General features: G+C 71.1%; 19 protein-coding genes. 10 read left to right on the top strand and 9 right to left on the bottom strand.

Annotated elements, in window-relative coordinates; genetic code table 11:
• Position 1: 1 nt before the first annotated feature.
• The 6 genes from manA (at position 2) to A0J59_RS08450 (ending at position 11028) form a co-directional block, all read left to right on the top strand.
• Positions 2 to 1354: a mannose-6-phosphate isomerase, class I gene (gene manA / locus A0J59_RS08475; RefSeq protein WP_082918860.1), complete on the top strand. Its 1353-nt coding sequence runs from the start codon at positions 2 to 4 to the stop codon at positions 1352 to 1354.
• A 255-nt stretch (positions 1355 to 1609) separates the two neighbouring features.
• Positions 1610 to 3364 carry a glycosyltransferase gene (locus A0J59_RS08470; RefSeq protein WP_255365083.1) on the top strand — a complete coding sequence of 585 codons (1755 nt, stop codon included), beginning with the start codon at positions 1610 to 1612 and terminating at the stop codon, positions 3362 to 3364.
• Positions 3365 to 3372: 8 nt separating this feature from the next.
• Positions 3373 to 4623, top strand: a complete 1251-nt coding sequence (wecC, locus tag A0J59_RS08465) for a UDP-N-acetyl-D-mannosamine dehydrogenase (protein WP_064315804.1) — start codon at positions 3373 to 3375, stop codon at positions 4621 to 4623.
• A gap of 62 nt (positions 4624 to 4685) precedes the next feature.
• Positions 4686 to 6776 carry a glycosyltransferase gene (locus A0J59_RS08460; RefSeq protein ID WP_064315803.1) on the top strand — a complete coding sequence of 697 codons (2091 nt, stop codon included), beginning with the start codon at positions 4686 to 4688 and terminating at the stop codon, positions 6774 to 6776.
• Positions 6769 to 9573: a heparinase II/III family protein gene (locus A0J59_RS08455; RefSeq protein WP_064315802.1), complete on the top strand. Its 2805-nt coding sequence runs from the start codon at positions 6769 to 6771 to the stop codon at positions 9571 to 9573. The genes A0J59_RS08460 and A0J59_RS08455 overlap by 8 nt, the downstream gene beginning before the upstream one ends.
• Before the next feature lie 36 nt (positions 9574 to 9609).
• Entirely contained in the window at positions 9610 to 11028 is a 1419-nt protein-coding gene (locus A0J59_RS08450; RefSeq protein WP_064315801.1) for a hypothetical protein, read from the top strand.
• Positions 11029 to 11082: 54 nt separating this feature from the next.
• Here the strand turns inward: A0J59_RS08450 and A0J59_RS08445 are convergent, their stop codons facing one another.
• From A0J59_RS08445 to A0J59_RS08415, 7 genes are read right to left on the bottom strand one after another with little or no spacing between them, the layout of a single operon-like run.
• Positions 11083 to 12090, bottom strand: a complete 1008-nt coding sequence (locus A0J59_RS08445) for a DUF6270 domain-containing protein (RefSeq protein ID WP_156532892.1) — start codon at positions 12088 to 12090, stop codon at positions 11083 to 11085.
• Positions 12090 to 13229 carry a non-hydrolyzing UDP-N-acetylglucosamine 2-epimerase gene (wecB, locus tag A0J59_RS08440; protein ID WP_255365082.1) on the bottom strand — a complete coding sequence of 380 codons (1140 nt, stop codon included), beginning with the start codon at positions 13227 to 13229 and terminating at the stop codon, positions 12090 to 12092. The genes A0J59_RS08445 and wecB overlap by 1 nt, the downstream gene beginning before the upstream one ends.
• Positions 13230 to 13234: 5 nt before the next feature.
• Positions 13235 to 14161, bottom strand: coding sequence for an ABC transporter ATP-binding protein (locus A0J59_RS08435; RefSeq protein ID WP_082918857.1), 927 nt, complete (start codon positions 14159 to 14161; stop codon positions 13235 to 13237).
• Entirely contained in the window at positions 14148 to 15074 is a 927-nt protein-coding gene (locus tag A0J59_RS08430) for an ABC transporter permease (protein WP_082918863.1), read from the bottom strand. The genes A0J59_RS08435 and A0J59_RS08430 overlap by 14 nt, the downstream gene beginning before the upstream one ends.
• Positions 15075 to 15084: 10 nt before the next feature.
• Positions 15085 to 16083: an LCP family protein gene (locus tag A0J59_RS08425; protein WP_064315798.1), complete on the bottom strand. Its 999-nt coding sequence runs from the start codon at positions 16081 to 16083 to the stop codon at positions 15085 to 15087.
• Positions 16080 to 17840, bottom strand: coding sequence for a glycosyltransferase family 4 protein (locus A0J59_RS08420; protein ID WP_064315797.1), 1761 nt, complete (start codon positions 17838 to 17840; stop codon positions 16080 to 16082). The genes A0J59_RS08425 and A0J59_RS08420 overlap by 4 nt, the downstream gene beginning before the upstream one ends.
• A complete protein-coding gene (locus A0J59_RS08415; protein ID WP_082918856.1) occupies positions 17837 to 19183 on the bottom strand; it encodes a glycosyltransferase family 4 protein in 1347 nt (448 codons plus the stop codon). The genes A0J59_RS08420 and A0J59_RS08415 overlap by 4 nt, the downstream gene beginning before the upstream one ends.
• Positions 19184 to 19374: 191 nt before the next feature.
• Here A0J59_RS08415 and A0J59_RS08410 point away from each other — a divergent pair, with 191 nt between their 5' ends.
• Positions 19375 to 20454 (top strand): LCP family protein, encoded by a 1080-nt coding sequence (locus A0J59_RS08410; protein ID WP_255365081.1) that lies wholly within the window; start codon positions 19375 to 19377, stop codon positions 20452 to 20454.
• A 10-nt stretch (positions 20455 to 20464) separates the two neighbouring features.
• On the top strand, positions 20465 to 21208 hold the full coding sequence (locus A0J59_RS08405; RefSeq protein ID WP_064315796.1) for a DUF6270 domain-containing protein: 744 nt from the start codon (positions 20465 to 20467) through the stop codon (positions 21206 to 21208).
• Positions 21209 to 21275: 67 nt separating this feature from the next.
• On the opposite strand, the gene A0J59_RS08400 is transcribed toward A0J59_RS08405, so the two are convergent.
• Positions 21276 to 21743, bottom strand: a complete 468-nt coding sequence (locus A0J59_RS08400; RefSeq protein WP_255365080.1) for a hypothetical protein — start codon at positions 21741 to 21743, stop codon at positions 21276 to 21278.
• Positions 21744 to 21850: 107 nt separating this feature from the next.
• Between A0J59_RS08400 and A0J59_RS08395 the strand changes: the two genes are divergently transcribed.
• The gene (locus A0J59_RS08395) at positions 21851 to 22309 is read left to right on the top strand and encodes a MarR family winged helix-turn-helix transcriptional regulator (RefSeq protein ID WP_064315794.1); all 459 of its coding nucleotides are present in this window, start codon (positions 21851 to 21853) and stop codon (positions 22307 to 22309) included.
• A complete protein-coding gene (locus A0J59_RS08390; RefSeq protein ID WP_047232425.1) occupies positions 22306 to 23652 on the top strand; it encodes an MFS transporter in 1347 nt (448 codons plus the stop codon). The genes A0J59_RS08395 and A0J59_RS08390 overlap by 4 nt, the downstream gene beginning before the upstream one ends.
• Positions 23653 to 23774: 122 nt before the next feature.
• Here A0J59_RS08390 and serC read toward each other — a convergent pair whose 3' ends face one another.
• Positions 23775 to 24917, bottom strand: coding sequence for a phosphoserine transaminase (gene serC / locus A0J59_RS08385; RefSeq protein ID WP_064315793.1), 1143 nt, complete (start codon positions 24915 to 24917; stop codon positions 23775 to 23777).
• Positions 24918 to 24993 lie beyond the last annotated feature (76 nt).

Raw genomic sequence — 24993 nt, 5'->3', positions numbered from 1 at the left:
CATGACGAGCGCGGCGGACGAGCGGTCGGAGGAGGCGTCGGTCGACGCCCTCCCCGCCGCTCGTCCGCGCGCGTTCTACCGGCTGGAGAACACCGTCCAGCCGTACGACTGGGGCTCGACGTCGGCGATCCAGGACCTCCTGGGGGTGGAACCGGACGGTCGTCCGGCGGCCGAGCTGTGGATGGGCGCGCACCCGCTCGCGCCGTCGCGCGTCGTGCCCGACGGCGCGGCGCACCCGGGCGAGGCGCCTCGCCCGGGCGGGGCGACGGCGTCGGGCACGTCGCTCGCCGACCTGGTGCGCGCGGACCCGGTGGGGGTGCTGGGCCAGCGCGTGCTCGACCAGTACGGTCCTCGGCTGCCGTTCCTCCTCAAGGTGCTCGCCGCCGAGCGTGCGCTGTCGCTGCAGGTCCACCCGCACCCGCACCGGGCCCGCGCCGGGTTCAACCGCGAGAACCGGGAGGGCGTGGCGCGCGACTCGCCGCTGCGCAGCTTTCACGACGACCAGCACAAGCCCGAGATGGTCGTGGCGGTGTCGCGCTTCGAGGGCCTGTCCGGCTTCCGGCGGCCGGCGCTCATCCTCGAGCTCCTCGACGGGCTCGACGGCGACCTCGTCGCCCGCATGCGTGCCGCGCTCCGCGCCCGCCCGACCGAGGCCGGCGTCCGTGAGGCGTTCACGCTCGCGCTCCATGCCCGGTCCGAGCCCGACGTCGCGGCGGACCTCGTGCGGACCGTCGCCTCGGTCCGGGCTCGGGCCGAGCGCGGCCCGGTCACGGGGTCCGGCAGCCCGCGGCGCACCTCGCGGCGCGCCGACGCCACGGTGCTCGCGCTCGCCGAGCAGCACCCGGGCGACCCGGGCGCCGTCGTCTCCCTCATGCTCAACCGGGTCACGCTCGCACCGGGGGAGTCGATGTTCGTGCCGTCCGGGCACGTGCACGCCTACCTGTCCGGCTGCGCGGTCGAGGTCATGGCGAGCTCCGACAACGTCCTGCGCGCCGGTCTCACGAGCAAGCTCGTGGACGTCGACGCGCTGCTCGAGTGCGCCACGTGCACACCTGGGCCTGCTGCCCGCCCACGCCTGGTCGACGACGGGTCCGGCCTCGTCACCTACCGCCCGCCGGTCGCGGAGTTCGCGCTCCGGGCGGGGCAGGTCGCAGGTGACGCCCCGGTGCCCCTGCCCGCCGTCGGCCCGCGCGTCGTGCTGTGCCTCGACGGCGCGGTGACGCTCGCCGCGGGCGTCGGCGAGGGCTCCGGCGAGACGCCCCTGGCGCGCGGCGAGTCGGTCTTCGTCCCCCATGCGGCGGGTGCGCTGAACGCGCGGGGCGAGGGGCGCGTCGTCGTCGCCTACGTGCCCTGATCGACGGGCGAACCGGTTCTGTTCCGAGACCGGGACAGCGGTACCATGTGCGCGGCCGAGTCGCGACCTGAGCGTCGGCTGAGTACGGACGAGACGGTGGCAGTGGACGCACAGGGGGACTCGCGCCTCGACGAGGCACGGAAGGCGCTCTGGCACCTCCGCCGGGGCGGTTTGTCCCAGTTGCGCACGTACCTCCGCCGCCGCAGCGTGCCGCGACCGGCCGGCGCGCGCGGCGCGATTCGCTCCGAGGACGGCGTGACCTTCGAGCCGTGGACCGTCTCGGACCGTGCGGCTGCCCGTCCGGCGCTGCGGGTCGGCGTGATCCTCGACGACTTCTCCCGGCTCGCCTTCGGGTTCGAGTGGGACCAGGTGGCCCTCACGCCCGCGTCGTGGCGCGACGAGCTCGACCGTGAGCGCGACGGCCGGCCGGGGCTGGACCTGCTGTTCGTCGAGTCGGCCTGGAACGGCAACGCGGGTGCCTGGCAGTACCACCTCACGGGGACGTCGGCCCCGCGGCCGGCGTTCGTCGAGCTGGTCGCCGCGTGCCGCGAGCGGGGCGTGCCCACGGTGTTCTGGAACAAGGAGGACCCGGCGCACTTCGAGGACTTCCTCGACGCCGCGGCGCTCTTCGACCACGTGTACACGACCGACGTCGGCCGCGTGGAGGCCTACCGCGAGCGGTTGGGCCACGACCGCGTCGGCGTGCTCGCTTTCGGTGCGCAGCCCGCGATCCACAACCCGGTGCGCGCGCACGGCAACGGGCCGTCGGGGGACGTCGCGTTCGGCGGCATGTACTTCGCGCACAAGTACCCGGAGCGTCGGGCGCAGATGGACCTGCTGCTGGGCGCCGCCGTCGACGTCTCCCCGCGCATGGAGAACGGTCTCGAGATCTTCTCCCGGTTCCAGGGCGGGGACGAGAGGTACCAGTTCCCGGAGCCGTTCGGGTCGCGCGTCGTCGGGTCGCTCGACTACGACCGGATGCTCACCGCGTACCGCGAGTACAAGGTGTTCCTCAACGTGAACTCGGTGGTCGACTCGCCGAGCATGTGCGCGCGCCGGGTCTTCGAGATCACGGCCTGCGGCACGCCCGTGGTGACGACGCCGAGCGCGGCGACCGGCGAGTTCTTCCCGCCCGACGAGGTGTTCGTCGTGGGGGAGCGGGCCGAGGCCGCGCACACGATCCGTGCGCTCGTGCGCTCGCCCGAGCTGCGCGACCGCGCGACGCACCGTGGCCAGCGCCGCATCTGGCGCGAGCACACGTACGGCGCACGGGTCCAGCGCGTGCTGCACGACGTCGGGCTGGCCGAGTCGGCGACAGTTGCTCGGCCGAGCGTGTCGGCACTGGTGTCGACCAACCGGCCCGGACAGCTCGACCACGTGCTGCGGACCGTGGGTGCGCAGCGCGACGTCGACGTGCAGCTCGCGCTCCTCACGCACGGGTTCGACGTCGACGAGGCGGACGTGCGGCTGCGCGCCAAGGAGGCCGGGGTCGCGGATCTCGTGCTCCTCACGGCCGGTCAGGACGTGCCGCTGGGGGAGTGCCTCAACCGCCTCATCGTCGCGTCCGACGGCGACGTCGTCGCGAAGATGGACGACGACGATCTGTACGGCGAGCACTACCTGTCCGACCAGCTCGACGCCCTGGCCTACTCCGGCGCCGAGGTGGTGGGAAAGCAAGCGCACTACCTGTATCTCGGGTCGCTCGACGCGACGATTCTTCGGTTCAGGCACCGTGAGCACCAGTTCAGCGACTTCGTCATGGGCCCGACGATCGTCGCGACCCGAGATCTCGCGAAGCGGGTGAAGTTCGCCTCTGTGACGCGGGGAGAAGACACCGGCTTCCTCCGATCAGCGGTGGACGCCGGGGCGCGGGTGTTCTCCGCCGACCGCTTCAACTTCGTCCAGATGCGCTCGGGCGCGGCGCACACCTGGGACGTGTCCGACGCCGAGCTGCTCGCGAGCGGCGAGGTCCAGTTCTACGGACGTGCCGACCGGCACGTCCTCATCTGAGGGGAATCATGAGCTACACCACTGTGTGCGTCGTCGGGCTCGGGTACATCGGGCTCCCGACGGCGGCGATCCTCGCGTCGAACGGCGTGGACGTCATCGGCGTGGACATCAACGAGCGCACGGTGGAGGCGGTGAACCGAGGCGACGTGCCGTTCGTGGAGCCCGACCTCGCGACGTACGTCGCTGGTGCGGTCACGCAGGGCACGCTCCGCGCGGCGACCAAGCCCGAGCAGGCCGACGCGTTCATCGTCGCGGTCCCGACCCCGTTCACCGACGGGCACAAGCCGGACCTCTCCTACATCCAGGCCGCAGCCGAGGCGATCGCGCCGCACCTGGCGGCAGACGCCCTCGTGATCCTCGAGTCGACGTCGCCGCCCCAGGCGACGCAGCAGATGGCGGAGTGGATCCTCGCTGCGCGTCCCGACCTGTCGCTCGACGGGTCGGAGGGGCGCGCCCGGATCCACGTGGCGCACTGCCCAGAGCGCGTGCTGCCCGGTCGCGTGATGATCGAGCTCGTCACGAACGACCGCATCGTCGGTGGTCTGACGGCAGACGCCGCCGAGCGGGCCAAGGAGCTCTACCAGGTCTTCTGCCAGGGCGAGATCCTGCTGACCGACGCGGTCACCGCCGAGATGGCGAAGCTCGTCGAGAACTCGTACCGCGACGTCAACATCGCGTTCGCGAACGAGCTGTCGCTCATCTCCGCCGACCTCGGGATCGACGTCTGGGAGCTCATCCGGCTCGCCAACCACCACCCGCGCGTGAACATCCTGCAGCCGGGTCCTGGCGTGGGAGGCCACTGCATCGCGGTCGACCCGTGGTTCATCGTGGATGCTGCCCCGGAGCGTGCCCGGATCATCCGCACGGCGCGTGAGGTCAACGACGCCAAGCCCGAGTACGTGATCTCTCGCGTCAAGGAGCACGCCGACCGGTTCAAGGCACCCCGGATCGCCGTGCTCGGCCTCGCGTTCAAGCCGGACATCGACGACCTGCGCGAGTCGCCGGCGCTGGCGATCGCCACGAGGCTCGCGACCGAGGTGGGTGACGCCGTGATTCTGGCGGTCGAGCCGCACATCGACGAGCTGCCTCGCGGGCTCGCGGGTCGGGAGAACGTAGAGCTGCGGGACCTCGCCGGTGCCGTCTCCGACGCCGACATCGTGCTGGTGCTCGTCGACCACACGGACTTCAAGGACGCAGACCGCAAGCCGTTGCGCCTCCGCGAGAAGATCGTGATCGACACGAAGGGTGTCTGGCGGTGACGAAGCGTTCCCTGGTGTCCAGGATCCGCCGCCGACTGGCTGGCCCCCCGCCGAGACCGACCGTGGCCGGCCACGACGTCGGCCATTTCGTCGTGGAAGCGAAGGAGCGATGGGCTCAGGGGCGCCGTGACGCCGCACTGGAGTCCATCCGTCGGGCCGCACTTCTCGCTCCGCGACGGGCAGATCTCTGGTACCTCAACGGACAGTGGGCGATCGAGGCGAAGCGCTCGGACGTTGCCTACGTGGCCGTCCGGAACGCTCTGGACGTCCGGCCGTGGCACCTGGGTGCCTACGAGCTGCTCGTCGAACTCGTCCGGAGCAAGGACAAGTCGTCGTCGATCCTCACCGAAGCGCTCGATGCGCTCGTGCGCGAGCTACCCGCTCACCCTGAGCTGCACCGGTCCGCGCTCGACTTCCTCGTCCCGCAGAAGCATGTCGACGGGATTCGGATCGTTGCACAGGGATCGGACGCCGTCGCCGCTCGCGCCGCCCAGATGTTCCTCGAGCAGCGTGTCGGCGAGAGGCCAGGTGCTTCTGCCCCACTCCCCACCGCGAGTGAGGAGCGGTCCGCTGAGCTGATCTATGCGCTCGCGATCGGGCGTACGGGCCGGGCTGTCGCCTTGCTCGACGAGACCGCGCCCGCCGAAGTCCCTGTCGACGCGCTGCGTCGTGCGATTCGGCGCAGCCTTGCCCGGGGGCAGGACAAGCGAAGCGGGAAGCTCCTCCGGGAGTACGCCCGCGTCCGACCGGGGGACGGGTGGGCCCGCACCAACCTCAAGGCGATCGAGCGGCGGCGGGAACGCAGCGAGGAGCCGACTGCGACAGGCGCTCCCACGAACTATCAGCTCGCGAAGCGGGGGTTTCCGTTCGGCAAGCGCTCGCAGGGTGTTGCTTATGAGCCGAACCCTCGAAGCGCGTTCTACCTGCTCCATAACTCGCTCCCGTACAGTTCTGCCGGCTACGCCACCCGGTCGCACGGCCTGTTGCGACAGCTGAGCACGGAGTGGGACATGCGTGCCGTCACGCGGCTCGGATTTCCCTTCGACACGCCAGGGCACGACGAGCTCGAGCAGATCAGCGGTGTCGACGTGATCGACGGCGTCACGTACTCGCGTCTCAGCACGGAGGCGGGGCGCTGGCAGAAGAACCCGATCACCGACTATGTCGCTCAGTACTCCGAAGCGCTCGCCGCCCTGGCCAAGGAGCACCGTCCGTTCGTCATCCACGCGGCGTCGAACCACTGGAACGGTCTGACCGCGGTCGAGACGGGGCGTCGACTCGGGATCCCTTCGGTGTACGAGGTGCGGGGGCTCTGGGAGGTCACACGCGCCTCGCGCAACCCGGAGTGGCACGACTCAGGCATGTACCGGTACGTGAAGCGCATGGAAGCCGACGCGGCCTCGGCAGCGGACCGGGTCATCACGATCACGCGCGGGCTCCGGGACGAGATGATCGATCGTGGCGTCGACGCGGAGAAGATCGTCGTCGTACCCAACGGCGTCGACACGGAGCGCTTCACCCCCATCCCGCGCGACGTCGAGCTCCAGAGCCAGCTCGGGCTCCAGGGAAAGACGATCATCGGGTACGTGGGCTCGGTGCTCGACTACGAAGGCCTCGACCTGCTCATCCGGGCGGCGAGCAGGCTCGCCAGCGAGCGGGACGACTTCCACGTCCTGATCGTCGGCGACGGTGCCGAGAAGGAGGTGTTCGAGTCGCTCGCGGAGGAGCTGGGTGTCCTGGGTTCTTACGTCACCTTCACGGGCCGCGTGCCGCACGCGGACGTCGAGCGGTACTACTCGCTGATCGACATCGCCCCGTTCCCCCGCGCTCCTCTGCCGGTCTGCGAACTGGTCTCGCCCCTCAAGCCCTTCGAGGCCATGGCGATGGGGAAGGCCGTCGTCTCGTCCGACGTCCGAGCGCTCGCCGAGATCGTCACGGACGGCGAGAACGGTCTGCTCCACGCGAAGGGCGATGCCGGTTCTCTCGAGAGCGTGCTCCGGCGCCTCCTTGATGACGACGTCCTCCGCGAGCGGCTCGGCGCGCAGGCTCGCGAGTGGGTCGTCCGTGAGCGGGACTGGCGCAACCTGGCCGCCCGCGTCTCCGCGATCTACGACGGGCTGGTTGCCACGAAGGCGGCCGAGAGCGGTGGGTAAGAGCTTCGGCCCGGAGATGCTCGAGCACGCGAGGACGGTCGCTGCTCGTCAGTCGTTCGGTTCTGACTTTGCGCCGCGCGGTGACGATGAGGAGGTGGCGCGGCGCCTGCGGGACGGATTCGTCACGCTGGCACCGCACCCTGAGGTCGAACTTGCGCGCCCGGTCGTCTGGTCGCAGGACCCGCTGAAGCAGCGGAACTGGCGGGCGCAGCTCCACATGCTCCGGTGGCTCGATCCGCTGCGCCGGCTTGCTGCCGCTGGTGACCCGTCGTTCATGTCGGTCTGGGAAGAGGTCGCACGCCAGTGGATCTGCGAAAACCCGCCAGCAGTCTCCACGGCAACCTATGCCTGGGCGAACATGGTCGATGCGCTGCGCTCTCAGACCCTGCTCCTGGGCCTGCCCTACGTCCAGGATCCTGATTGGCTGCTCGACTCCCTCGTTGATCACGGCGAGTGGCTGCTCGACCCGTCACACCTCGGGCACTCCAACCACGCGCTGCACCAGCACGCCGCACTCTTCATGTTGGGGTGTGCGCTCCGGGAGCAGGGCTGGATCGATGAGGGCCATGACCGGATCGTGCGACACGTCTCTGCGGAGTTCGACGAGCAGGGCGTGAACCGCGAGGCGGCTCCCGGTTACTGGCTGCTCAACTACCGGTGGGTCAGGGAGCTGATCCGCCGTGTCGAGCTCGAGGGCCACGATGCGAGCGCGATCCGCGCAGCGGTAGAGCGAACGTCGAACGCGCTCGCTCATGCCGCACGGCCCGACGGAGCGCTGGAGATCATCGGCGACACTGCGCCTCGGACTTGGCTACGCGAGACCGAGGGAGCGCCGGAGGTCTCGTACGTAGCGACGGCGGGAGGCGCCGGCAGTCCGCCTGACTCCACCGTGGCGTTGTTCAATGCCGGTTACGTCTTCGGGCGCAGTGGTTGGGGTGAGACCGAGCGCCGGTTCGAGGAAGAGACCTTCTATTCGCTGAGGTTCGGCGCGGCGGACGGAGTGCACGGACATGCGGACGGCGGGGGGGTCACATACTTCTCGGGCGGTCGACCGATCCTCACGGAGGCGGGCAAGTACGCCTACCTCAGCGACCCCGCACGCACCTACGTCACCGGCCGGCTCGGGCACAACGTCGTGCACGTCCGAGATACCGAGTACGACCCCGCATCGGTGGTCGAGCTGGTGGGCTACGAGACCAACGACCGGTTCGACCACTTCAGGTTGCGAGACCGTGGATATCGCGGTGTCACGATCGAGCGCGCGGTGACGTTCGCCCGCGCGACAGAGGCGCTGCTCGTCGTCGACACGGTGCGCGCGGTCAGGCCGGTCACGGCCGAGGTTCGGTGGCACGTCGAGTCCCGGGCTACCGCGCGCAAGGTCGGCCCGACCGTTGGCATCAGGAACGGCCCGGCAGAGGTCACCTTCCGGTGGAGCGGGCGGAGCCCGGCGATCGAGCTGGTTCGCGGACAGGTCGATCCTTTGGACGGGTGGGTCTCCCCGCGCTGGGGCCAGGTGGCAGAGACGACGGTCGTGAAGGCGGTGCAGTCGGGGACGGCGTTCCGTGTCATCACGTCGATCTCACCCGGGAGCGCACGGTACCCGCGACGCCCGGTCGGGGCAGGCGGCTCCGCGGGGGAGACCGCGGTCGTCCTGGACGGGCACGGCATGCAGGAGAAGGTCGTGATCGGGTCGGGGTCCGTCACCGTGCTTCCTGTTGGCCACGACATGGACGATACTGCCGCGCAGTATCGCGTTCCGGACAGTGTTCCGTCGACGAAGGAGATCGAGCGATTCGAGAGCGAGAACGTCGAGGCACGTCGTGAGCTCTGCTCGGGACGCACCAGCGGCCCGCCCTTCGGTTCCCTCGAGGAGCGCATTCGAAGGGGTCACGACTACGGTGCGGCGGCGACGCTCGTAGATGCGTTCGGCTCCGGGGGGCGACCAGGTTCCGCCACGCGGCTCGATCCCCGGACGCGACGCGGTATGACTATCTCGGGCCACCGGGCAGAGTCCCCTTTCGGCGAGCTCGTGCACTACGAGTCCACGCCTTCGCGCTTCACGCTCGGGAGCCAGCGGTCCACCCACGTGGTGGAGATGGGCCCGGTGGCTCTCCCGTTCGCGGTGCAGCGGGCTGAGAGCGACATCCTCGTGGTTTCGCTCCACGGTGCACTCAACCGTGCGAAGACCGTCCTGCCGCGGTTCGAGCGACTTCGTTCGCTCGGGACGATGGGAGTCAACGCGCTCTCGGTGGCCGATCCCACGCTCGATCTCGATCCCTCGCTCACGCTGGGGTGGTACCTCGGGACCCGCAGCATGGATCTGCACCTGGAGCTCGCTCGGGTCGTCGAGACCGTGAGTGATCAGCTGGGTATCCGGCGGGTGGTCTTTCTCGGGAGTTCCGGGGGAGGCTTTGCGGCGCTCCATCTGGGTTCGCTCGTCCGCGGGTCCACCGTCCTGGCGCTCAACCCGCAGACCGACGTGCGTCGCTACCATGCCCGTTTCTCGCAACGTGCCTTGCAGGGAGTCTTCGGGGCTGACGCGTCGTACGAGGACGGACTGAGGACTCGTGTCTCCGTCGCGGCCCGCTTCGCCAAGTCCGGAGTCCCGGACCGCGTGCGGTACGTGATGAATCGCGGGGACGTCCATCACCTGGTCGAGCATGCGGAGCCGTTGTGGGCCGGTGTTCCAGAGCTGGCAGCACGCCTTGAGGTCACCTGGCTCGACCTCGGGAACGGGCACCTAAGCCCAGATCTGGAGACCGTCAGCTCGGTCCTCACCCAGGAGATGGAACGGTAGCGACATGCGACAGACGCGCTTGCGAGAGGACGCTCAGTGACCACCGCGGTGGAGATTCTTGACGCCCGGGCGGACGGCCGCCTGTTCCGGTTCGGGTTTGCGGCGTTTCACGCGAGCACACCGATATCGGGTCACGTGCTGAGGGACTGGAGCAGGCTCGCGGTGGGGGACTTCGTCGTCTGCACGCACCCTGAGGTCGAGATACGACTGGTGCGCGGTCGGACGGGGGTGAGTGTGGCTCTGGGCGACGTCTTCGTCGGACACGGCGACCGAGCGTTGGACGAGGTTCTTGCGCGCTACGCCGAAGTGGGTGATCCCGCGCTGACCGACGTGTTGTCGGGGCGCTTTGCTCTTCTTCGCGTCGCAGACGGAGAGCTTTCTGTCCTGAACGATCCCCTCGGCACGCGATCCGTCTGTTATCGCCAGACGTCTCCGCGGATCGTGGGCTCACATCCCGCACTCGTCGCGGAGCTTGCCGGTGATCGGCTGGACCGAGAGACGACGATGTATATGGGCTCTGACGAATACCGCGCACGGCGAACCCGATACCTGCCGGGTGACGCGACACGCTACCGCAACATCAAGATGCTCGTGCCGAACAACGTTCTCGACGTCCGCAGCGGCCGGACACGTCGGTTCGCGCTCTCGCAGGCTCCGTCAGGACTGCTCGATACCGAGAACTACCTCGAGATGCTGGACGACTACTTTGCGCGGTACGCCCGGTATCTCGACACAGGGAGGAGCTTGGTCGTGGGCGCGACGGGCGGGAGTGACAGCCGCGCGTTGATCGCCGCCCTCCGCGCGCACGGGGTCCGGCCGCGCCTTCTTACGTGGCCGGGCTTGGACGACACCGAGATCGAGATCGTGGGTCAGATCGTGAAGCACACTGGGCTCGACCACGTCATGGTGTCGAGCGTGTCCCCGGCTCCCGGGAGTGACCGGCTTCGTGAGATCGCCGCGCTCAACACCTCCTTCACCCGAGGCAGGCCGACGCTTCCCGGTATCGTGGCTCCTCACGTCGACCGGCAGGAGCTCTTTCTTCGAGGCTACGGGGGCGAGGTCTTTCGGGGTTCCTGGAACTCGCAGTTCGTCCCGCTCGCCGGAGAGGGCGCGTCGTTCGCCGTGCGGCAGTACCTCACGTGGAAGGTGAAGAGCCCGAGCGCCGATCACCTGGACTTCACCACGCGCGCATTCGACGGGTTCTTCGAGCGGGGGAACGTCGACCCGGCGCGGCCTCCGTACGACATCGGCGATCTTCACTACCTGGAGCATCGCATGGCGATGTGGGCCTCCAACGTTTCGAACGAGCTCGACCCGGTCATGTCGTCGCACTCGTTCTTCAACAGCCGCATCCTGTTCGCGGCCTCGCTCCGGCTTCCGCCAGCTGAGCGGCGCGGCGTACAGCTCATGCAGCGGATCACCTCGAGGTACGACGCGGACCTCGCCGCTCTCTAGGGTCCAGCCCACGCGGAGGCTCGTCGCCGACCAGGTGGCTGCCTGCAGGTTGCGTCACGCTCCGGAGTCCACCCGCACGGGCGCCGAGTACACGGCGACCTTCCCGTGCGGCCGCTTGTAGAAGAGCCGGAACCGATACGTGCCCGGGTCGGTGACACGCACGTGGAACGTGGGGGACTCCTGGTAGGAGAACTTCTCGTGCACACCGTCGCGACTCGTGACGTAGAGCGCGAACTCACGGGAAGCGTGGTCGTCGGCGGCGTGCACGACGAAGTCGTTCGAGCTGACCCGCTCGACCCGAGGGAGTGGAGGGGGAACCGGGGACTCTTCGTCGTACACCAGAGCGTTGACACCCTCGGCGAGCGCGTGCGAAGTGACATCCGCGAGAGCGAAGACCGAAGCTTCTCCAGAGCGGCCACGCTGGGCGATCCCCAGCACATCCGTACCGACGACGTGCAGCCCGTCGACCGTGTGCTGCGCCGCCTGGAGATAGTGCCACGTGACGGTGTCGAGATCGTCTGGGGAGAAGTTCGCGACGGATCCCACCGGTGATCCGTCGTCGAACTGTCGGGGCCATCTGGGGGCGAGGAGTACGGTTCGCCCACCGAGCCCTAGCGCGGTGACCTTCGCGTGCCACTCGTCCAGGGCGAGCCGCCAGAGCCGGAAGTGCTCGTCCGTGCCGAACGCGAGATGGCGAGCCGATCGTGCGAGGGCGCTGTCGAGACCCGACTGGACGAGTTCCGGCGTGCGCGTGACATACCCGTCGGCGTACTCGTAGACCCCGAGCAGTTCATGTCCGAGGTCCCAGAGGAGTAGGTCCGTCGTGTGCCGCTGGGCTTCGAGCTGAGCGAGGAAGTCGCCCCGAAGCGTCCCGAGGAGTGTCCGGCGCTGCGAGCGGGTCGCGAGGCCGCTGAGGTTGGCGTGTCCTTCGAGGCCAGGGATCGCTCCTCGAAGAGCGATGAGCGACTGACCGAGGGAGGCTGCAGTCGTCTCGAAGCCATATGTGCCGAGCCAGCCGTTCGTCTCCCGAGAGAGGCCGCTGCCCAGGATGAGTGTCCGCATCACGGGTGCCCGGGGGCGCGCAGCCCTGTCACCGCCGTGGCAAGCGCCTCGAGCGACCGGTGCGAGGCACTGCCGTCGCCGTACGGGTTCGTGGCGCCTGACATCGCCGTGTACGCATCGTCATCGGTCAGGAGACGGGTCACCTCGGCGACGATCCGCTCCTCCTCGGTACCGATGAGCTTGACCGTTCCGGCCGCGACTGCCTCAGGCCGCTCGGTGTTCTCTCGCATCACGAGCACCGGCTTGCCAAGGCTGGGCGCCTCCTCCTGAACCCCGCCCGAGTCTGAGAGGATCACGGTACTGAGGGCCATCATCCTGGCGAACTCTCCATAGGGGAGCGGCTCGCTCACTGTGACGTTCTCCACTCCCTCCAGCTGGGGGAGCACGGCATCGCGCACGATGGGGTTGCGATGCGCGGGGAGGACGATCTCCAGGTCCGGGAAGGCCCGCGCGACGCGCGCGAGTGCACGGCCGACTCCCTCCATCGCCCCGCCCCAGTTCTCGCGGCGGTGCGTCGTCACGAGAAGGATGCGCCGTCCCGAGGAGGCTAGCTCCTCGAGGCGAGGCTCGGTGAACGGGATCTCCTTGCCAACTGTCGTCAGCAGTGCGTCGATCACCGTGTTGCCCGTGACCGCGATTGCCGCGTCATCCACGCCCTCGGCCGTGAGGTTGCTGCGGCTGGTCTCCGTAGGGGCGAGGTGGAGGGTCGCGATCTGCGTGGTGAGCTTGCGGTTCGCCTCCTCCGGGAACGGCGAATGGATGTTCCCCGAGCGAAGTCCGGCTTCCACGTGCACGACCGGGATCTGGCGGTAGAAGGCGGCGAGCGCGGCAGCGGTGGACGTCGAGGTGTCCCCTTGGACGATCACTGCGGACGGCTTCTCCTTCTCCAGGATCGGGTCGAGTCCCTCGATGACACGCGAAAAGATCTGCGCCAGGCTCTGCCCGTGGCTCATGATGTCGAGGTCGTGGTCCGGGACGATGCCGAAAAGCTCGTTCACCTGGTCGAGCATCTCGCGGTGCTGACCCGTCACCACGGTCACGGACTCGAAGTCCTGGCTCTCCTCGAGCGCCTTGATCAGGGGGGCGACCTTGATGGCCTCCGGCCTCGTGCCGTACACGGTCATGATGCGGGTGGTCATGCGTCTCATTCCTCGTTCGTGGTCACGATGCGACCGGGTGCGCGCACGTGGCGGGGGCGGTAGCTGCGCCCGGGCGGCTCTTCCACCTGGACGTGCGTCTCCGTCTTCTCTGCGAGCGCGTCTTCGATGATCTTCTTCGCCTCGTCGGGCTTTTCCTTGGCGATGGCCCACGCCCACTTGCGGTAGCGCAGTGCCACGTCCTCAGCGGGTCCGTCGAGCACGAGGCGACCATAGTTGAGCCAGATGGCGCGCGTGCACGTCTCCTCGATCGTCTTGGCCGCGTGGCTCACGAGAAACACGGTTCCCGCGTTCTCACGGAGGCGGTTCATGCGTGCCTCGCTGCGCTCGCGAAAGGCGGCGTCACCCGTGGCGAGGGCCTCGTCGATGAGCATGATGTGGGGGTTCGCAGCGGTCGCGATGGCGAACCGCAAGCGCGCTCCCATGCCGGACGAGTACGTCTTCATCGGTAGATAGATGGACTTCCCGAGGCCGGCTAGCTCGACGACATCGGGGATCGCCTTCTCGGTCTGCTCTGGCGTCAGGCCCATCGCGAGGCAGCCGAGGCGCACGTTCTGCTCACCCGAGAGGTCGGGCACGAGTGCGGCGTTCACGCCGATGAGCACCGGTGTGCTCTCGGCCAGCACGCGACCACGCGCCGGCCGTTCGAGCCCGGCGATGATCCGCAGGAGCGTGCTCTTGCCGGAGCCGTTCTGGCCGACGAGGCCGATCTGCTCTCCGGAGCGGGCGACGAACGAGATACCCGACAGTGCTCGGACGAGCACCATCGGCTGCTGGCCGAGCACGGTCTTCGCGGCACGTACCAGACGGTGAGAGCGCCGACGCTCGGCGGCGTCCGTCGACGGCACGCGATAGCGCACGTGTACGTCCTGGACGGCGACCGTCGCGGAGGAGAACGGGTCAAGCTCGGCCATAGGACTCCTCTCCCCGGTAGAAGAAGAGGAAGCCCACGACGAGCGTCCCGACTGCCCAGGCGCTGAGCCCAAGCCAGGACGAGAGCGCGGGCGTCGCTCCGTACAGAAGGCAGTCGCGCACCATGTCCAGGACCATGAACATCGGGTTCGCCTCCATCAGAGCGATGATCGTGGGGTGGTCCAGGAACCGCTCGTAAGAGAAGAACACGGCTGACCCGTACAGCCACAACCGCGTCGCGAACCCGATGAGCTGGTTCAGGTCCGGGATGACGGAGACGCACCGCGCGAGCAAGAGCGAGAGACCCGCCACGAAGACCACCTGCAGGGCGAGCACCAGCGGGACGAGCGCGACCCGCCACGTGAAGACCTCGGCCGGGGGGAGTACCACGATGATCGCGACCATGGCACCGAGCACCGGGATCATGTTGAGCATCTCGCGTAGCACGACAGCGAGGGGGAGCGAGGCGCGTGGGAAGGCGAAGGCTCGGATGAGGTTTCGTCCGGTGGCGATCGACTTCGCCCCGCCCGTGATGCACCGTGTGGTGAAGGAGAAGAGGAAGACACCGATGACGAGGTAGCCGAGGAAGTTCTCGACACCGCGGTCCGCCTTCAACAAGAGCCCGAAGATGAGGAAGTACGTCAGCCCGTCGAGCACGGGCTTGAGCACGAGCCACACGGTGCCGAGCAGGTTCTCGCGCGTCCCGCTCGTGACCTTCGCGCGGGCCTCGGCCCACAGGAAGTGCCGGCGGTTCCAGAGCTGACCGAGGTACACCCCGAGCGGCGGGCGCGCCCCGACGCGGGTGAGCCGACCCGCGGAGACGACCTCCGTCGTCGACGGCGGGCCGGCGAACAGCATCGAGTACAGGTCCCCGCCGGGGGGCCTGTTCTCGGCGGTGTTCGTCTCTCCGGTCATCGGCGGCATCCTAGGACGACCCCGTCGGTGCGTAGTCCGTGCCGTACGTCGCGACGTACGCGTCGAGCGTGTCCGTGCGGACCGCCTCGCCGAGGGCGGCGGTCCGCTGGGCGTCCACGAGGTTGACCGACGCCCCGCCTCGGTTGCCGAACCCGGTGATCGGCACCATGAGCCCGACGACGTCCTCGCGCTCGAGCTCGGCGGCGAGCGGGACGAGCGCGAGCGCGTCGTCCACGTCGAGGTCGCCCGTGATCTTCACGTTGCGCACGAGCATCGGCATGAGCTCGGCGAGCACCGCCGGCTCGTCGGCGCGCTCCGCGATCCGGTCGAGCGTCCCGACGACGGCGGCGCGCTGCCGCTCGGTGCGGTCGAGGTCGCCGAGGGGGAGCCGCTTGCGCTCGCGCACGTAGATGAGGCCGTCCGTGCCGGACAGCGTGATGCGCCCCTCGGGGAAGTCGACGACGCGTCCCGTGCTGTGCACGGTCACGGTGCTCGCGTGCTGGTTGTCCACCTCGAACCCGTCGAGGGCGCGCGTGAGGGCGATGAACCCCGCGAAGTTCGACTGGACGACGTAGTCGATCTCTACCCCGCCGAGCAGGCCGGACACGGTCTGGACGAGCGTGTCCGTCCCGCCGCGCGAGAACGCCGCGTTGATCTTGCCCTCGCCGAGCCCCGGGATGTCGACCCATATGTCGCGCGTGAACGACACGAGGTACAGGTTCTGCCGGTCGGCGGGCACGTGGACCAGCAGGATCGTGTCGGCGTTGCCCGTGAGGTCGGCGGGGTCGCGCGAGTCCGTGCCCACGAGGAGCGCGTTCACGGGCCCCTCGGGCAGCGGGTCCGCGGGCCCCGTCGGAGTGGGGCTGGGGCTGGGCGCCGACGAGCGCGTCGGTGCGGGGGACGTGCTCGTCGCCGACGGCGTGGGCTCCGGGTCCGCCGCGGTGCAGCCGGCGAGCAGCGCCGTCGCGACGAGGGCACCGAGGGCACGACGCAGGAGGGCGGTGCTCATCGTCCTCCTCCAGCCAGTGCTCGTGCGTACACCTCGCGGTACCGGGCCGCGTTCGCGGCCCACGTCCTGGTGGTCGCGAGCTCGCGACCGCGCGCCAGCATCCCACGACGCGCGTCGTCATCGCCCAGGACGTCCGCGACGGCGGCCGTCCAGGCGGCAACTTCACCCGCGGGCACGAGGCGCCCCGCGTCACCGACGGCCTCGCGGAGCGCGGGCAGGTCGCTCGCGACGACCGGCCGGCCGACCGCCATCGCCTCGACCGGCTTGAGCGGGGTGACGAGGCGCGTCACGCGGTCGTCGCGGCGGGGGACGAGCACGACGTCGAGCGCCGCGAGGTACGTCGTCGCGAGCGCGCGCGGGACGCGCCCGGGCAGGACGGCGTGCGCGCCCAGGTCCAGCTCGTCGGCGAGGCGGAGCAGGCCGGGGCGGGCGACGCCGTCGCCCACCACGAGCGCGGTCGCGTCGAGGCCGTCCGCGCGCAGCGCGGCGACCACGCGCAGGACCGTGTCGAGGCCCTCGTAGTCGACGACGCTGCTCACCGTGCCGACCACCGGCCCGGGCGCCGCGATCCCGAGGGTCGCGCGAGCGGCGTCGGGCGTGGGGTGCGTCGACTGCAGGAGCGACTCCGGCACCGCGTTGGGGACCACGGTGATCCGGGACCCGGGCACGCCGCGCCCCACGAGCTCGGTCCGCATCGTCTCGCTGAGGGTCACGACGTGGTCGGCGGCGAGCGCGAGCTCGGTCTCCTTGGCCCGGATCAGGGCGTACCGGCCCGACGCCTCCGCCGCGCGTCGCGCCTCGGCGCTGCCGTGCGAGGCTGCCCAGGTCTCCTCGGGCAGGCCGCGCACCTCGTACACCCACGGCACGCCGAGCCGTCGGGCCGCCTCGCGCGCGGCGATGCCGGTCGTGTGGGGCGTGGTGGCGTGCACGACGTCGGGCCTGAACCGGCGGGCCGCGCGCACCAGCAGGTCCGCCTCGGCCGCGGGCCGTCGCGCCGGGTCGCCGTGCAGCACCCACGGCAGCAGCCGCTCGTACCGGACGCCGTCCACGACGTCCGTCCCGCGCGCGCCGAGGACGCCGATCGTCACCGGGTAGGCGGCGCGCGTCGTCGCGGCCACGGCGAGGCCGGCCTCCCGCTGGGCGCGCAGGATCGCGTGGCTGCGCAGGGTGTACCCGCTCTGGGTGTGCGGCAGCGAGTTCGTCAGGTGGTGCAGCACGCGCGGGTGCCCGACGGCGGTCCGCGCCGGGAGCGGCGGGGTCCCGTCGGTCGCGGGGTCGGGCTCGAGCGCCCGGACCTGGGCCCGGATCGCACGCAAGGTGCGGCGCTCGGCGCGGCTCGACGCCGTGGCGCGGGCCACCGCGTCGACGTCACCGTCCTGCCAGAGCGCACGCAGGCGGGCCGGCCCGGGTTGCGGGGACCCGTCGTGCGGCGCGTCGAGCAGCTCGGCGCTGCCGACGGCGACCGCGACCTCGGCCGCCACGCGGTGCGCGAGCCGGGACCCGGGCGCGCGGAGCACCGCGGCGACCGTGCGGGCCGCGTCGTCCGGCGCCCCGTCGAGGTAGAGACCGAGCGCGCGGCGAGCCGACGGGTCGCGTGCTGTGAGGAGCAGGCGGACCACGCCGCGCCGTACCCGGGCGGGTGCCCGCCGAACAGCCTGGATCGCGAGCCAGACGGGGTCGTCGAGGACCGCGCGCGTCCCGAAGGACAGGGCGAGGACGAGGGCGCGAACGACGTCGCGCGGGGCCGTGGTCCTCATCGACGCAGCCCGTCGAGCAGCTCGACGTACCGGGCGGCCAGCGCGTCGTCGTCCGCGTTGAGCGCGACCCACTCCTGCGCCGCGTGACCGATCACGGGGACCGCGCCCGCGGCGACGAACCCGGCCCAGAGCGCGGCCAGCGCCTCGACGTCTCCGGGCGGGACGACGTCGCCCGCCTCCAGCGAGAGCACGAGCTCCGCGGCCTCGCCCGCGACGCACGCCGTGATGTGCCGGCGGGTCGCCATCGTCTCGTACAGCTTCGAGGGCACGGTCCACTCGAACGGCTCCCAGTCGCGCAGCGACACGAGCACCGTGTCCGCCCACGCGTAGAGGGCGGGGACGTCCGTGTGCGGGACGCGGCCGAGGAACGTCACCGGCGCGCCGAGCGCCGCGGCCAGGGTCGTGAGGTGCGGGACGTCGGCCCCGGCGCCCGCGATGTGCACCTCGACGGGGACGCCGCGCGCGGCGAGCGCTGCGGACGCCTGGACGGCGACCTCGAGCCCCTGCGACCGGCCGATGGTGCCCACGTAGACGACGCGGAGCGGCCGGGCGGGCCCCAGGCGCCGGGCGTCGTCGTCGGGCAGGGCGTCGACCTCGTCGTCGACGTCGTCCGCGAGGCGGTCGGTGAAGGCGGTGCCGTTGCGGACGACGCCCACGTGCGGCGCACCTCGGCTCTCGACGACCCCGGCGAACGTCTCCGTGGTCGTCACGACGAGGTCGCTGCGGGTCTGCAGCCGGATGATGGCGCGGTGCACGACGGCGACCAGCGCTGCGCGGACCCGGCTCCGGGAGCCGTGCGCGACGACGCCCGCCGGCCGGATGAGGTCGGGCCACGCGTCGCGCATCTCGACCACGAAGCGCGCTCGGAAGAGCCGGGCGAGGGCCCACGCGGCGAACATGCTCGGGATACCGGGCACGGTGCCGACGACGACGGTCGGGCGGTGCGCCCGGGCGCGCAGGTGCCGCCACCCCAGGACGACCGAGTGGGCGGCCGCGACGACGTGGTCCGCCGTGCGGGACACGAGCGAGGACGAGTGCTCCCGGTAGCGCACGCGCAGGATCCGCTCGCCGTGCCGACCGCGCTGGACGAGGCCGGGGCGCAGGTCGGTGTGCTCGGGGTCGAGCACGCCGCTCGGGTAGTGCGGCGGCGGCGCGAGCACGCTCACCCGGAAGCCGGCCCCGACCAGCCGGGGGACGAGCGCGCCCCAGCGGCGCTGCGGGGCCCCGGTCTCGGGCTCGTAGTGGTGCGTGACCAGGAGGAGATGGTCGTGCTGCCCCAGACTGCGTGGCCGCGGCAACGGTCGCCGGCGCGTGCGGGCATGCCGCGCTGCACTCGTGGACATGACGCCCCCTGCGATCGGCGGTTCGCCCGGGGGCGCCCTCCGCCGGTGACCTTCGTGGAACTGAGCGGCACGATCGTACCGCTCCGAGAAGCGGCGAAGTCGTGAAATGGCGGAGTCCTGCGGGTGAAGGGGTGCCGCAGAGGGCGCGAAACGGCCGTTCCGGCAGCGAGTGGGCCGTAGGATGACCCACCGTGGCCGACACCCTGTTCCCGCAGCCCTCGCCCGAGCCTCGTGCCGACCGGCGGCACGCGCGCCGTCGTCGCGGGGGGCGGACGGCGCTCGTCGTGCTCGCGTCGCTGCTCGCCGTGCTCGTGCTCGGCGGTGTCGGAGGCGCCTGGTGGTTCCAGCGTCAGCTCGACAGCAACATCGAGAAGCTCGCCGACCCGTTCGAGGGCCTCGAGAACCGGCCTGACCCGGCGCCGACCAACCCCGAGGTCGCGACGGAGGCCGTGAACTTCCTCGTGCTCGGCTCCGACAGCCGCATCTCCGCGGGCGACCCGTCCCAGTGGGAGGCGGGCGCGCAGCGCACCGACGCGATCATGCTCGTGCACCTCCCGGCCGACCGGCAGACCGCGCAGGTCGTCTCGATCCCGCGCGACTCCTGGGTGCCGATCCCCGGCCACGGGGAGGCCAAGATCAACGCCGCCTTCTCCTACGGCGGGCCCTCGCTCATGATCCAGACGGTCGAGCAGCTCACCGGGGTACGCATCGACCACTTCGCCGTGACCGACTTCGAGTCCTTCACGACCCTGACGGACGCGCTGGGCGGCGTGCAGATCCGCATCCCGGAGGACATCGGCGACGGCAAGAAGGTGTTCTTCGAGGCGGGCGTGCACCAGATGACGGGCGAAGAGGCGCTCACCTACACCCGGCAGCGCCACGGCCTCGCCAACGGCGACTTCGGCCGCGTGCAGCGCCAGCAGAACTGGATGCGCGCGATGCTCGGCAAGATCAACAACAACCGCAACGACGTCGCGATGATGACGCGCTTCTTCACCGCGGTGAGCGAGTCGGTGGCGACGGACGACGGCCTGACCATCGACCAGATGCGCACCCTCTACATGAGCGCGCGCGGGTTGAGCACCAAGGACGTCACGTTCATGACGGCCCCCAACTCCGGGACCGGTCGCAGCGCCGACGGGCAGTCGATCGTCGTGCTCGACCGCGCCCGGTTCGACCCGCTCATGGCGTCCTTCGCGGACGACACGGTCGCCACCTACCTGGTCCAGAACGCCGAGGCGCTCGAGGTCCTGCCGCCGACGGTCAAGTGATCGGGCGCCGGTGACCGACCGCTCCAGCGGCCCGCAGCGCAGCGTCCTGATCCACGGGAGCTGCGTCACGCGGGACGCGCTCGCGCTGCCGGGAGAGACGCGGTTCCGTCTCGCCGACTACTACGCGCGCAGCTCGCTGGCGTCCGCGTTCGCGCCCGGGGGCCTCGTCGGCGTCGACGTCGCCCGCGTCGAGTCCCCGTTCCAGCGCCGCATGGTCGAGCGGGACCAGGGCAAGGACTTCGCGGCACGGCTCGAGACGACGGACGCGGACGTCGTCGTGCTCGACCTCGTCGACGAGCAGTACGACCTCGTCGTCGGGGCGGACGGCGGCGTGGCGACCCGCTCCATGGAGTTCCTGCGGGCCGGTGGCGACAGCGCCGCGGGGACGCGCGTCGCGTCGGGCTCGCCGGAGTTCCTCGTCCGCTGGGAGGTCGGCTGGGCCGCGCTCGTGGCGACGGCGCGCAGGCAGGGACGGCTGGGCCGCGTCGTCGTGCACGAGGCGTACTGGGCGAGGGGCGACGCGGACGGCGGGGCGTTCGACCAGCAGCGCGTCGAGGCGGCGAACCGCACGCTCACCTATCTCTACGCGCGCATGCGCAAGGACCTGGCCGAGGCGCGCTTCCTCCGGGTCCCGGACCGCCTCGTGGTCGGCGACCCGTCCCACCGGTGGGGTGCGTCGCCGGTCCACTTCGTCGAGGACTACTACCGCACGTTCCTCGACCTCCTCGACGAGGCGACGCGCGGCCGAGGCTGAACGGAGCGCACGGGAGGCGGCGTGCAGGGACGCCGTCGTCCCGTGCGCCCCGGCTCGGTCAAAGGGCTCAGCCGGCGACGCCGTCGAGGACGACCACGCCGTCCTTGAAGGACACGTCGCTCACGCGGGCACCCGGGACGCGCGCCTGGAGCAGACGGTCGACGTCGAGTGCGATGCGCGCGTCGGGGAGCACCCGCACGGAGCCTGCCGGCAGCCCCTTCGCCGCCACGACCGACTCGATCCGGCTCGACGCGAGACCGAGGAGCTTGTGCGCGGGCAGGCCGCCCGCGCTCGCGTCCACGGAGATCGTCGCGACGCCGTCGCGCACCTCGACCACGCGCAGGGCAGCGCGGACGGTCGGCGCGAGACGGGTCGCGAGCTTGAGCGGGCCGGGCAGGCGCTTGACCTGGCGCGGGTCCGCGACCAGGTCGAGCACGTCGCCGCGCCCGGAGACGGACGTGATGAACGAAGGCAGCTTGCGGCCCATGAGCCCGAGCAGGTGGAGCGTCTCGGCGAGGGTCAGTTCCTGGTGCACGGCGCACACCATAGCGGACGTCCCGGGACGTCTCGGACGGCGCGGGGGCGTCCCTGCGCGTCCGCGCGGCCTTTCATTACCTAGAGTAATGAGTTAAGGTAACTATCATGCCTGCTGCGGACCCCACTGCCCCCTCCCGGAACCAGTGCCGGCCCGCCACCCTCGGCGGTGAGCTCCGCGTGGCGCTCACGCGCATCTCGCGCCGCCTGCGCGCCCAGCGCGGCGAGGCCGACCTGCCCGAGGGCCGGTTCGGCGTGCTCACCGTGCTGCACAAGCACGGCGCGATGTCGCCGAGCGAGCTCGCCGACCACGAGCGCGTCAAGCCGCCGTCGATGACCCGGGCCGTCAACGCCCTCGTCGAGATGGGGCTCGTCGAGAAGGGCGAGCACCCGAGCGACCGTCGCCAGGTCGTCGTGCGGCTCACCGACGCCGGCGTGCGCGAGGTCAAGGAGACCCGCCGCCGCCGGGACGCGTGGCTCACGCAGCAGCTGTCCTCCCTCACGCCCGACGAAAGAGAGACCTTGGCCCGCGCCAGTGAGCTGTTGACCCGGATCGCCGCCCGATGAGCGCGACGTTCTCCTCCCTGAAGTACCACAACTACCGCGTCTGGTTCGGCGCCGCGCTCGTCGCGAACGTCGGCACCTGGATGCAGCGCGTCGCGCAGGACTGGCTCGTCCTCACCGACCTCACCGACAACTCGGGCATCGCGGTCGGCGTCGTGACGGCGCTCCAGTTCGCCCCCGTGCTCGCGCTGTCCGCGTGGGCGGGCCTGCTCGCCGACCGGCTCCCGCGCCGCCGGCTCCTCATGGCCACCCAGGGCGCGATGGGGGTCCTCGCGCTCGCCCTGGGTGCGCTCGTGCTGTCCGGGAACGTCGAGCTCTGGCACGTCTACGTGTTCGCCGGCCTGCTCGGCGTCGTGACCGCGTTCGACAACCCCGTGCGCCAGACGTTCGTCGCCGAGATGGTCCCCGCCGACAAGCTGTCCAACGCCGTCGGGCTCAACAGCGCGTCCTTCAACGCCGCGCGCCTCGTGGGGCCGGGCGTCGCCGGGCTCCTCATCGCGGCCGTCGGCTCGGGCTGGCTGTTCATCATCAACGGCGTGACGTTCGGGGCGACGATCCTCGCGCTCCTGTACATGCGCACGCGCGAGCTCCACGTGCTGCCCAGCGCGCCGCGCGAGAAGGGCCAGATCCGCGAGGGCATCCGGTACGTGCGGGGGCGCACCGACATCATCGTCATCATGGTCGTCGTCGGGGTCGTGTCGACGTTCGGGCTCAATTTCCAGCTCACGTCCGCGATGATGGCGAAGGTCGAGTTCGGCAAGGGCCCGGGGGAGTACGGGATCCTCGGCTCGATCCTCGCGATCGGGTCGCTCACCGGTGCCCTGCTCGCCGCGCGGCGCGAGCGCCCGCGCGTCCGGCTCGTCATCGGGTCCGCGTTCGGGTTCGCCGTCGCGACGGGCGTCATGGCCGTCATGCCGACCTACCCGAGCTACGCGATCGCCTGCATCCCGGTGGGCCTCGCGTCCCTCACGATGATGACCGCCGCGAACTCCACGATCCAGATGTCCGTCGACCCCGTCATGCGCGGGCGCGTCATGTCGCTCTACATGATCGTGTTCCTCGGCGCGACGCCGGTCGGGTCGCCGCTCGTCGGCTGGATCGCCGAGGCGTGGGGCCCGCGCTGGGCCATCGGCGTCGGGTCGATCACCGCCGGGCTCGTCGCCGTGGGTGCCGCCGTCTGGGCGGTGCGCAACTGGCACCTCGAGGTCCGCTATCGCGTCCTCCAGCGCCCGCACCTCGTCGTGCGCTACCTCGACGCGGGCACCCCGGCGGACCGGTCCGCCCGGGCCGAGACCCGCCGACGCCTGGGCGTCGAGGACGCGGAGGAGGCGGCCCGCGCCGCCTGAGCCCGGGCCTCGCGCCTCGCAGCCCCGGGCGCCGAGCACGACATGAGGGTCGTCATGAGCTCCATGACGACCCTCATGTCGTGCTCGACGCGGGGCGGGGGCGTGCTCGACGGCGGACGGAGTCAGGCGAGGTGCTCGACGACGTGGTCGACGCACGCGGTGAGCGCGCGGACGTCGTCGGGCTCGATCGCCGGGAACATCGCCACGCGGAGCTGGTTGCGGCCCAGCTTGCGGTACGGGAAGACGTCGAGGATCCCGTTCGCGCGGAGCGCGCCCACGACGGCGGTCGCGTCGATCGCGTCGTCGAGGTCGACCGTCCCGACGACGGTGGACCGCTGCGCCGGGTCGGCGACGAACGGCGTCGCCCACTCGCGGGCCTCCGCCCAGCCGTAGAGGTGGGCGGCGGACTCGGCCGACCGGCCCGCGGCCCACGGGAGCCCGCCGTTGCCGAGGATCCACTCGACCTGCTCGGCGAGCATGACGAGCGTCGCGATCGCGGGCGTGTTGAGCGTCTGGTCCAGGCGCGAGTTGGCCGCCGCCGTGCGCAGCGAGAGGGACTCCGGCACCCACCGGGTTCCGCTCGACTCGACCTCCTCCGCGCGCGCGAGCGCGTCGGGCGAGCACAGCGCGAGCCACAGGCCGCCGTCGGACCCGAAGACCTTCTGCGGCGCGAAGTAGTAGACGTCGGTCTCCGCGACGTCGACGGGGAGCGCGCCCGCGCCCGACGTGGCGTCGACGAGCGTGAGCGCGCCGCGCTCGCGCGAGCCCGGGACGCGGCGGACCGGGGCCATGGCGCCGGTCGAGGTCTCGTTGTGCGGCCACGCGTGCACGTCGACGTCGTCGGCGGGCTCGGGCAGCGCGACGGACCCGGCGGGGGCCGAGATCACCTGCGACGGCTCGAGGAAGGGCGCGGCCGTCGTCGCGGCGGCGAACTTGGCGCCGAACTCGCCGAACGCGGCGTGCTGCGCCTTGGAGCGCACGAGGCAGGCCGTGGCGACGTCCCAGAATGTCGTGGAGCCGCCGTTCCCGAGCACGACCTCGTAGCCCTCGGGCAGGGCGAAGAGCTCGGCGAGCCCTTCGCGCGTCCGGCGAACGACCGAGCGGACCGGCGCCTGGCGGTGGGACGTCCCGAGCAGGGACGCACCGGCGTCGGACAGCGCGCGGACCTGCGCGGCGCGGACCTTGCTCGGCCCGGAGCCGAAGCGGCCGTCGGCCGGCAGCAGGTCCGAGGGGATCGTGATCGGGGCGGTGGCGGGATCAGGCACGCCGTCACCCTACGCGCGTGGCACGTCGGCCGGGGGCGGCGTCCGCGGACGCGCGACGATGCTCGTCGCGTCGCGG

The sequence above is a fragment of the Cellulosimicrobium sp. I38E genome (genome assembly GCF_001647255.1).
Taxonomy (GTDB): Bacteria; Actinomycetota; Actinomycetes; order Actinomycetales; family Cellulomonadaceae; genus Cellulosimicrobium; species Cellulosimicrobium cellulans_E.
Note: the sequence above shows the minus strand (reverse complement) of the source record. Positions and strands in the feature narration are given on the sequence as shown.

Coding starts and splice junctions, on each gene's coding strand:
- manA (WP_082918860.1), top strand. CDS start 2: ATGACGAGCGCGGCGGACGAGCGGTCGGAGGAGGCGTCGGTCGACGCC.
- wecC (WP_064315804.1), top strand. CDS start 3,373: ATGAGCTACACCACTGTGTGCGTCGTCGGGCTCGGGTACATCGGGCTC.
- A0J59_RS08445 (WP_156532892.1), bottom strand. CDS start 12,090: ATGCGGACACTCATCCTGGGCAGCGGCCTCTCTCGGGAGACGAACGGC.
- wecB (WP_255365082.1), bottom strand. CDS start 13,229: ATGACCACCCGCATCATGACCGTGTACGGCACGAGGCCGGAGGCCATC.
- A0J59_RS08435 (WP_082918857.1), bottom strand. CDS start 14,161: ATGGCCGAGCTTGACCCGTTCTCCTCCGCGACGGTCGCCGTCCAGGAC.
- A0J59_RS08430 (WP_082918863.1), bottom strand. CDS start 15,074: ATGACCGGAGAGACGAACACCGCCGAGAACAGGCCCCCCGGCGGGGAC.
- A0J59_RS08425 (WP_064315798.1), bottom strand. CDS start 16,083: ATGAGCACCGCCCTCCTGCGTCGTGCCCTCGGTGCCCTCGTCGCGACG.
- A0J59_RS08420 (WP_064315797.1), bottom strand. CDS start 17,840: ATGAGGACCACGGCCCCGCGCGACGTCGTTCGCGCCCTCGTCCTCGCC.
- A0J59_RS08415 (WP_082918856.1), bottom strand. CDS start 19,183: ATGTCCACGAGTGCAGCGCGGCATGCCCGCACGCGCCGGCGACCGTTG.
- A0J59_RS08395 (WP_064315794.1), top strand. CDS start 21,851: ATGCCTGCTGCGGACCCCACTGCCCCCTCCCGGAACCAGTGCCGGCCC.
- A0J59_RS08390 (WP_047232425.1), top strand. CDS start 22,306: ATGAGCGCGACGTTCTCCTCCCTGAAGTACCACAACTACCGCGTCTGG.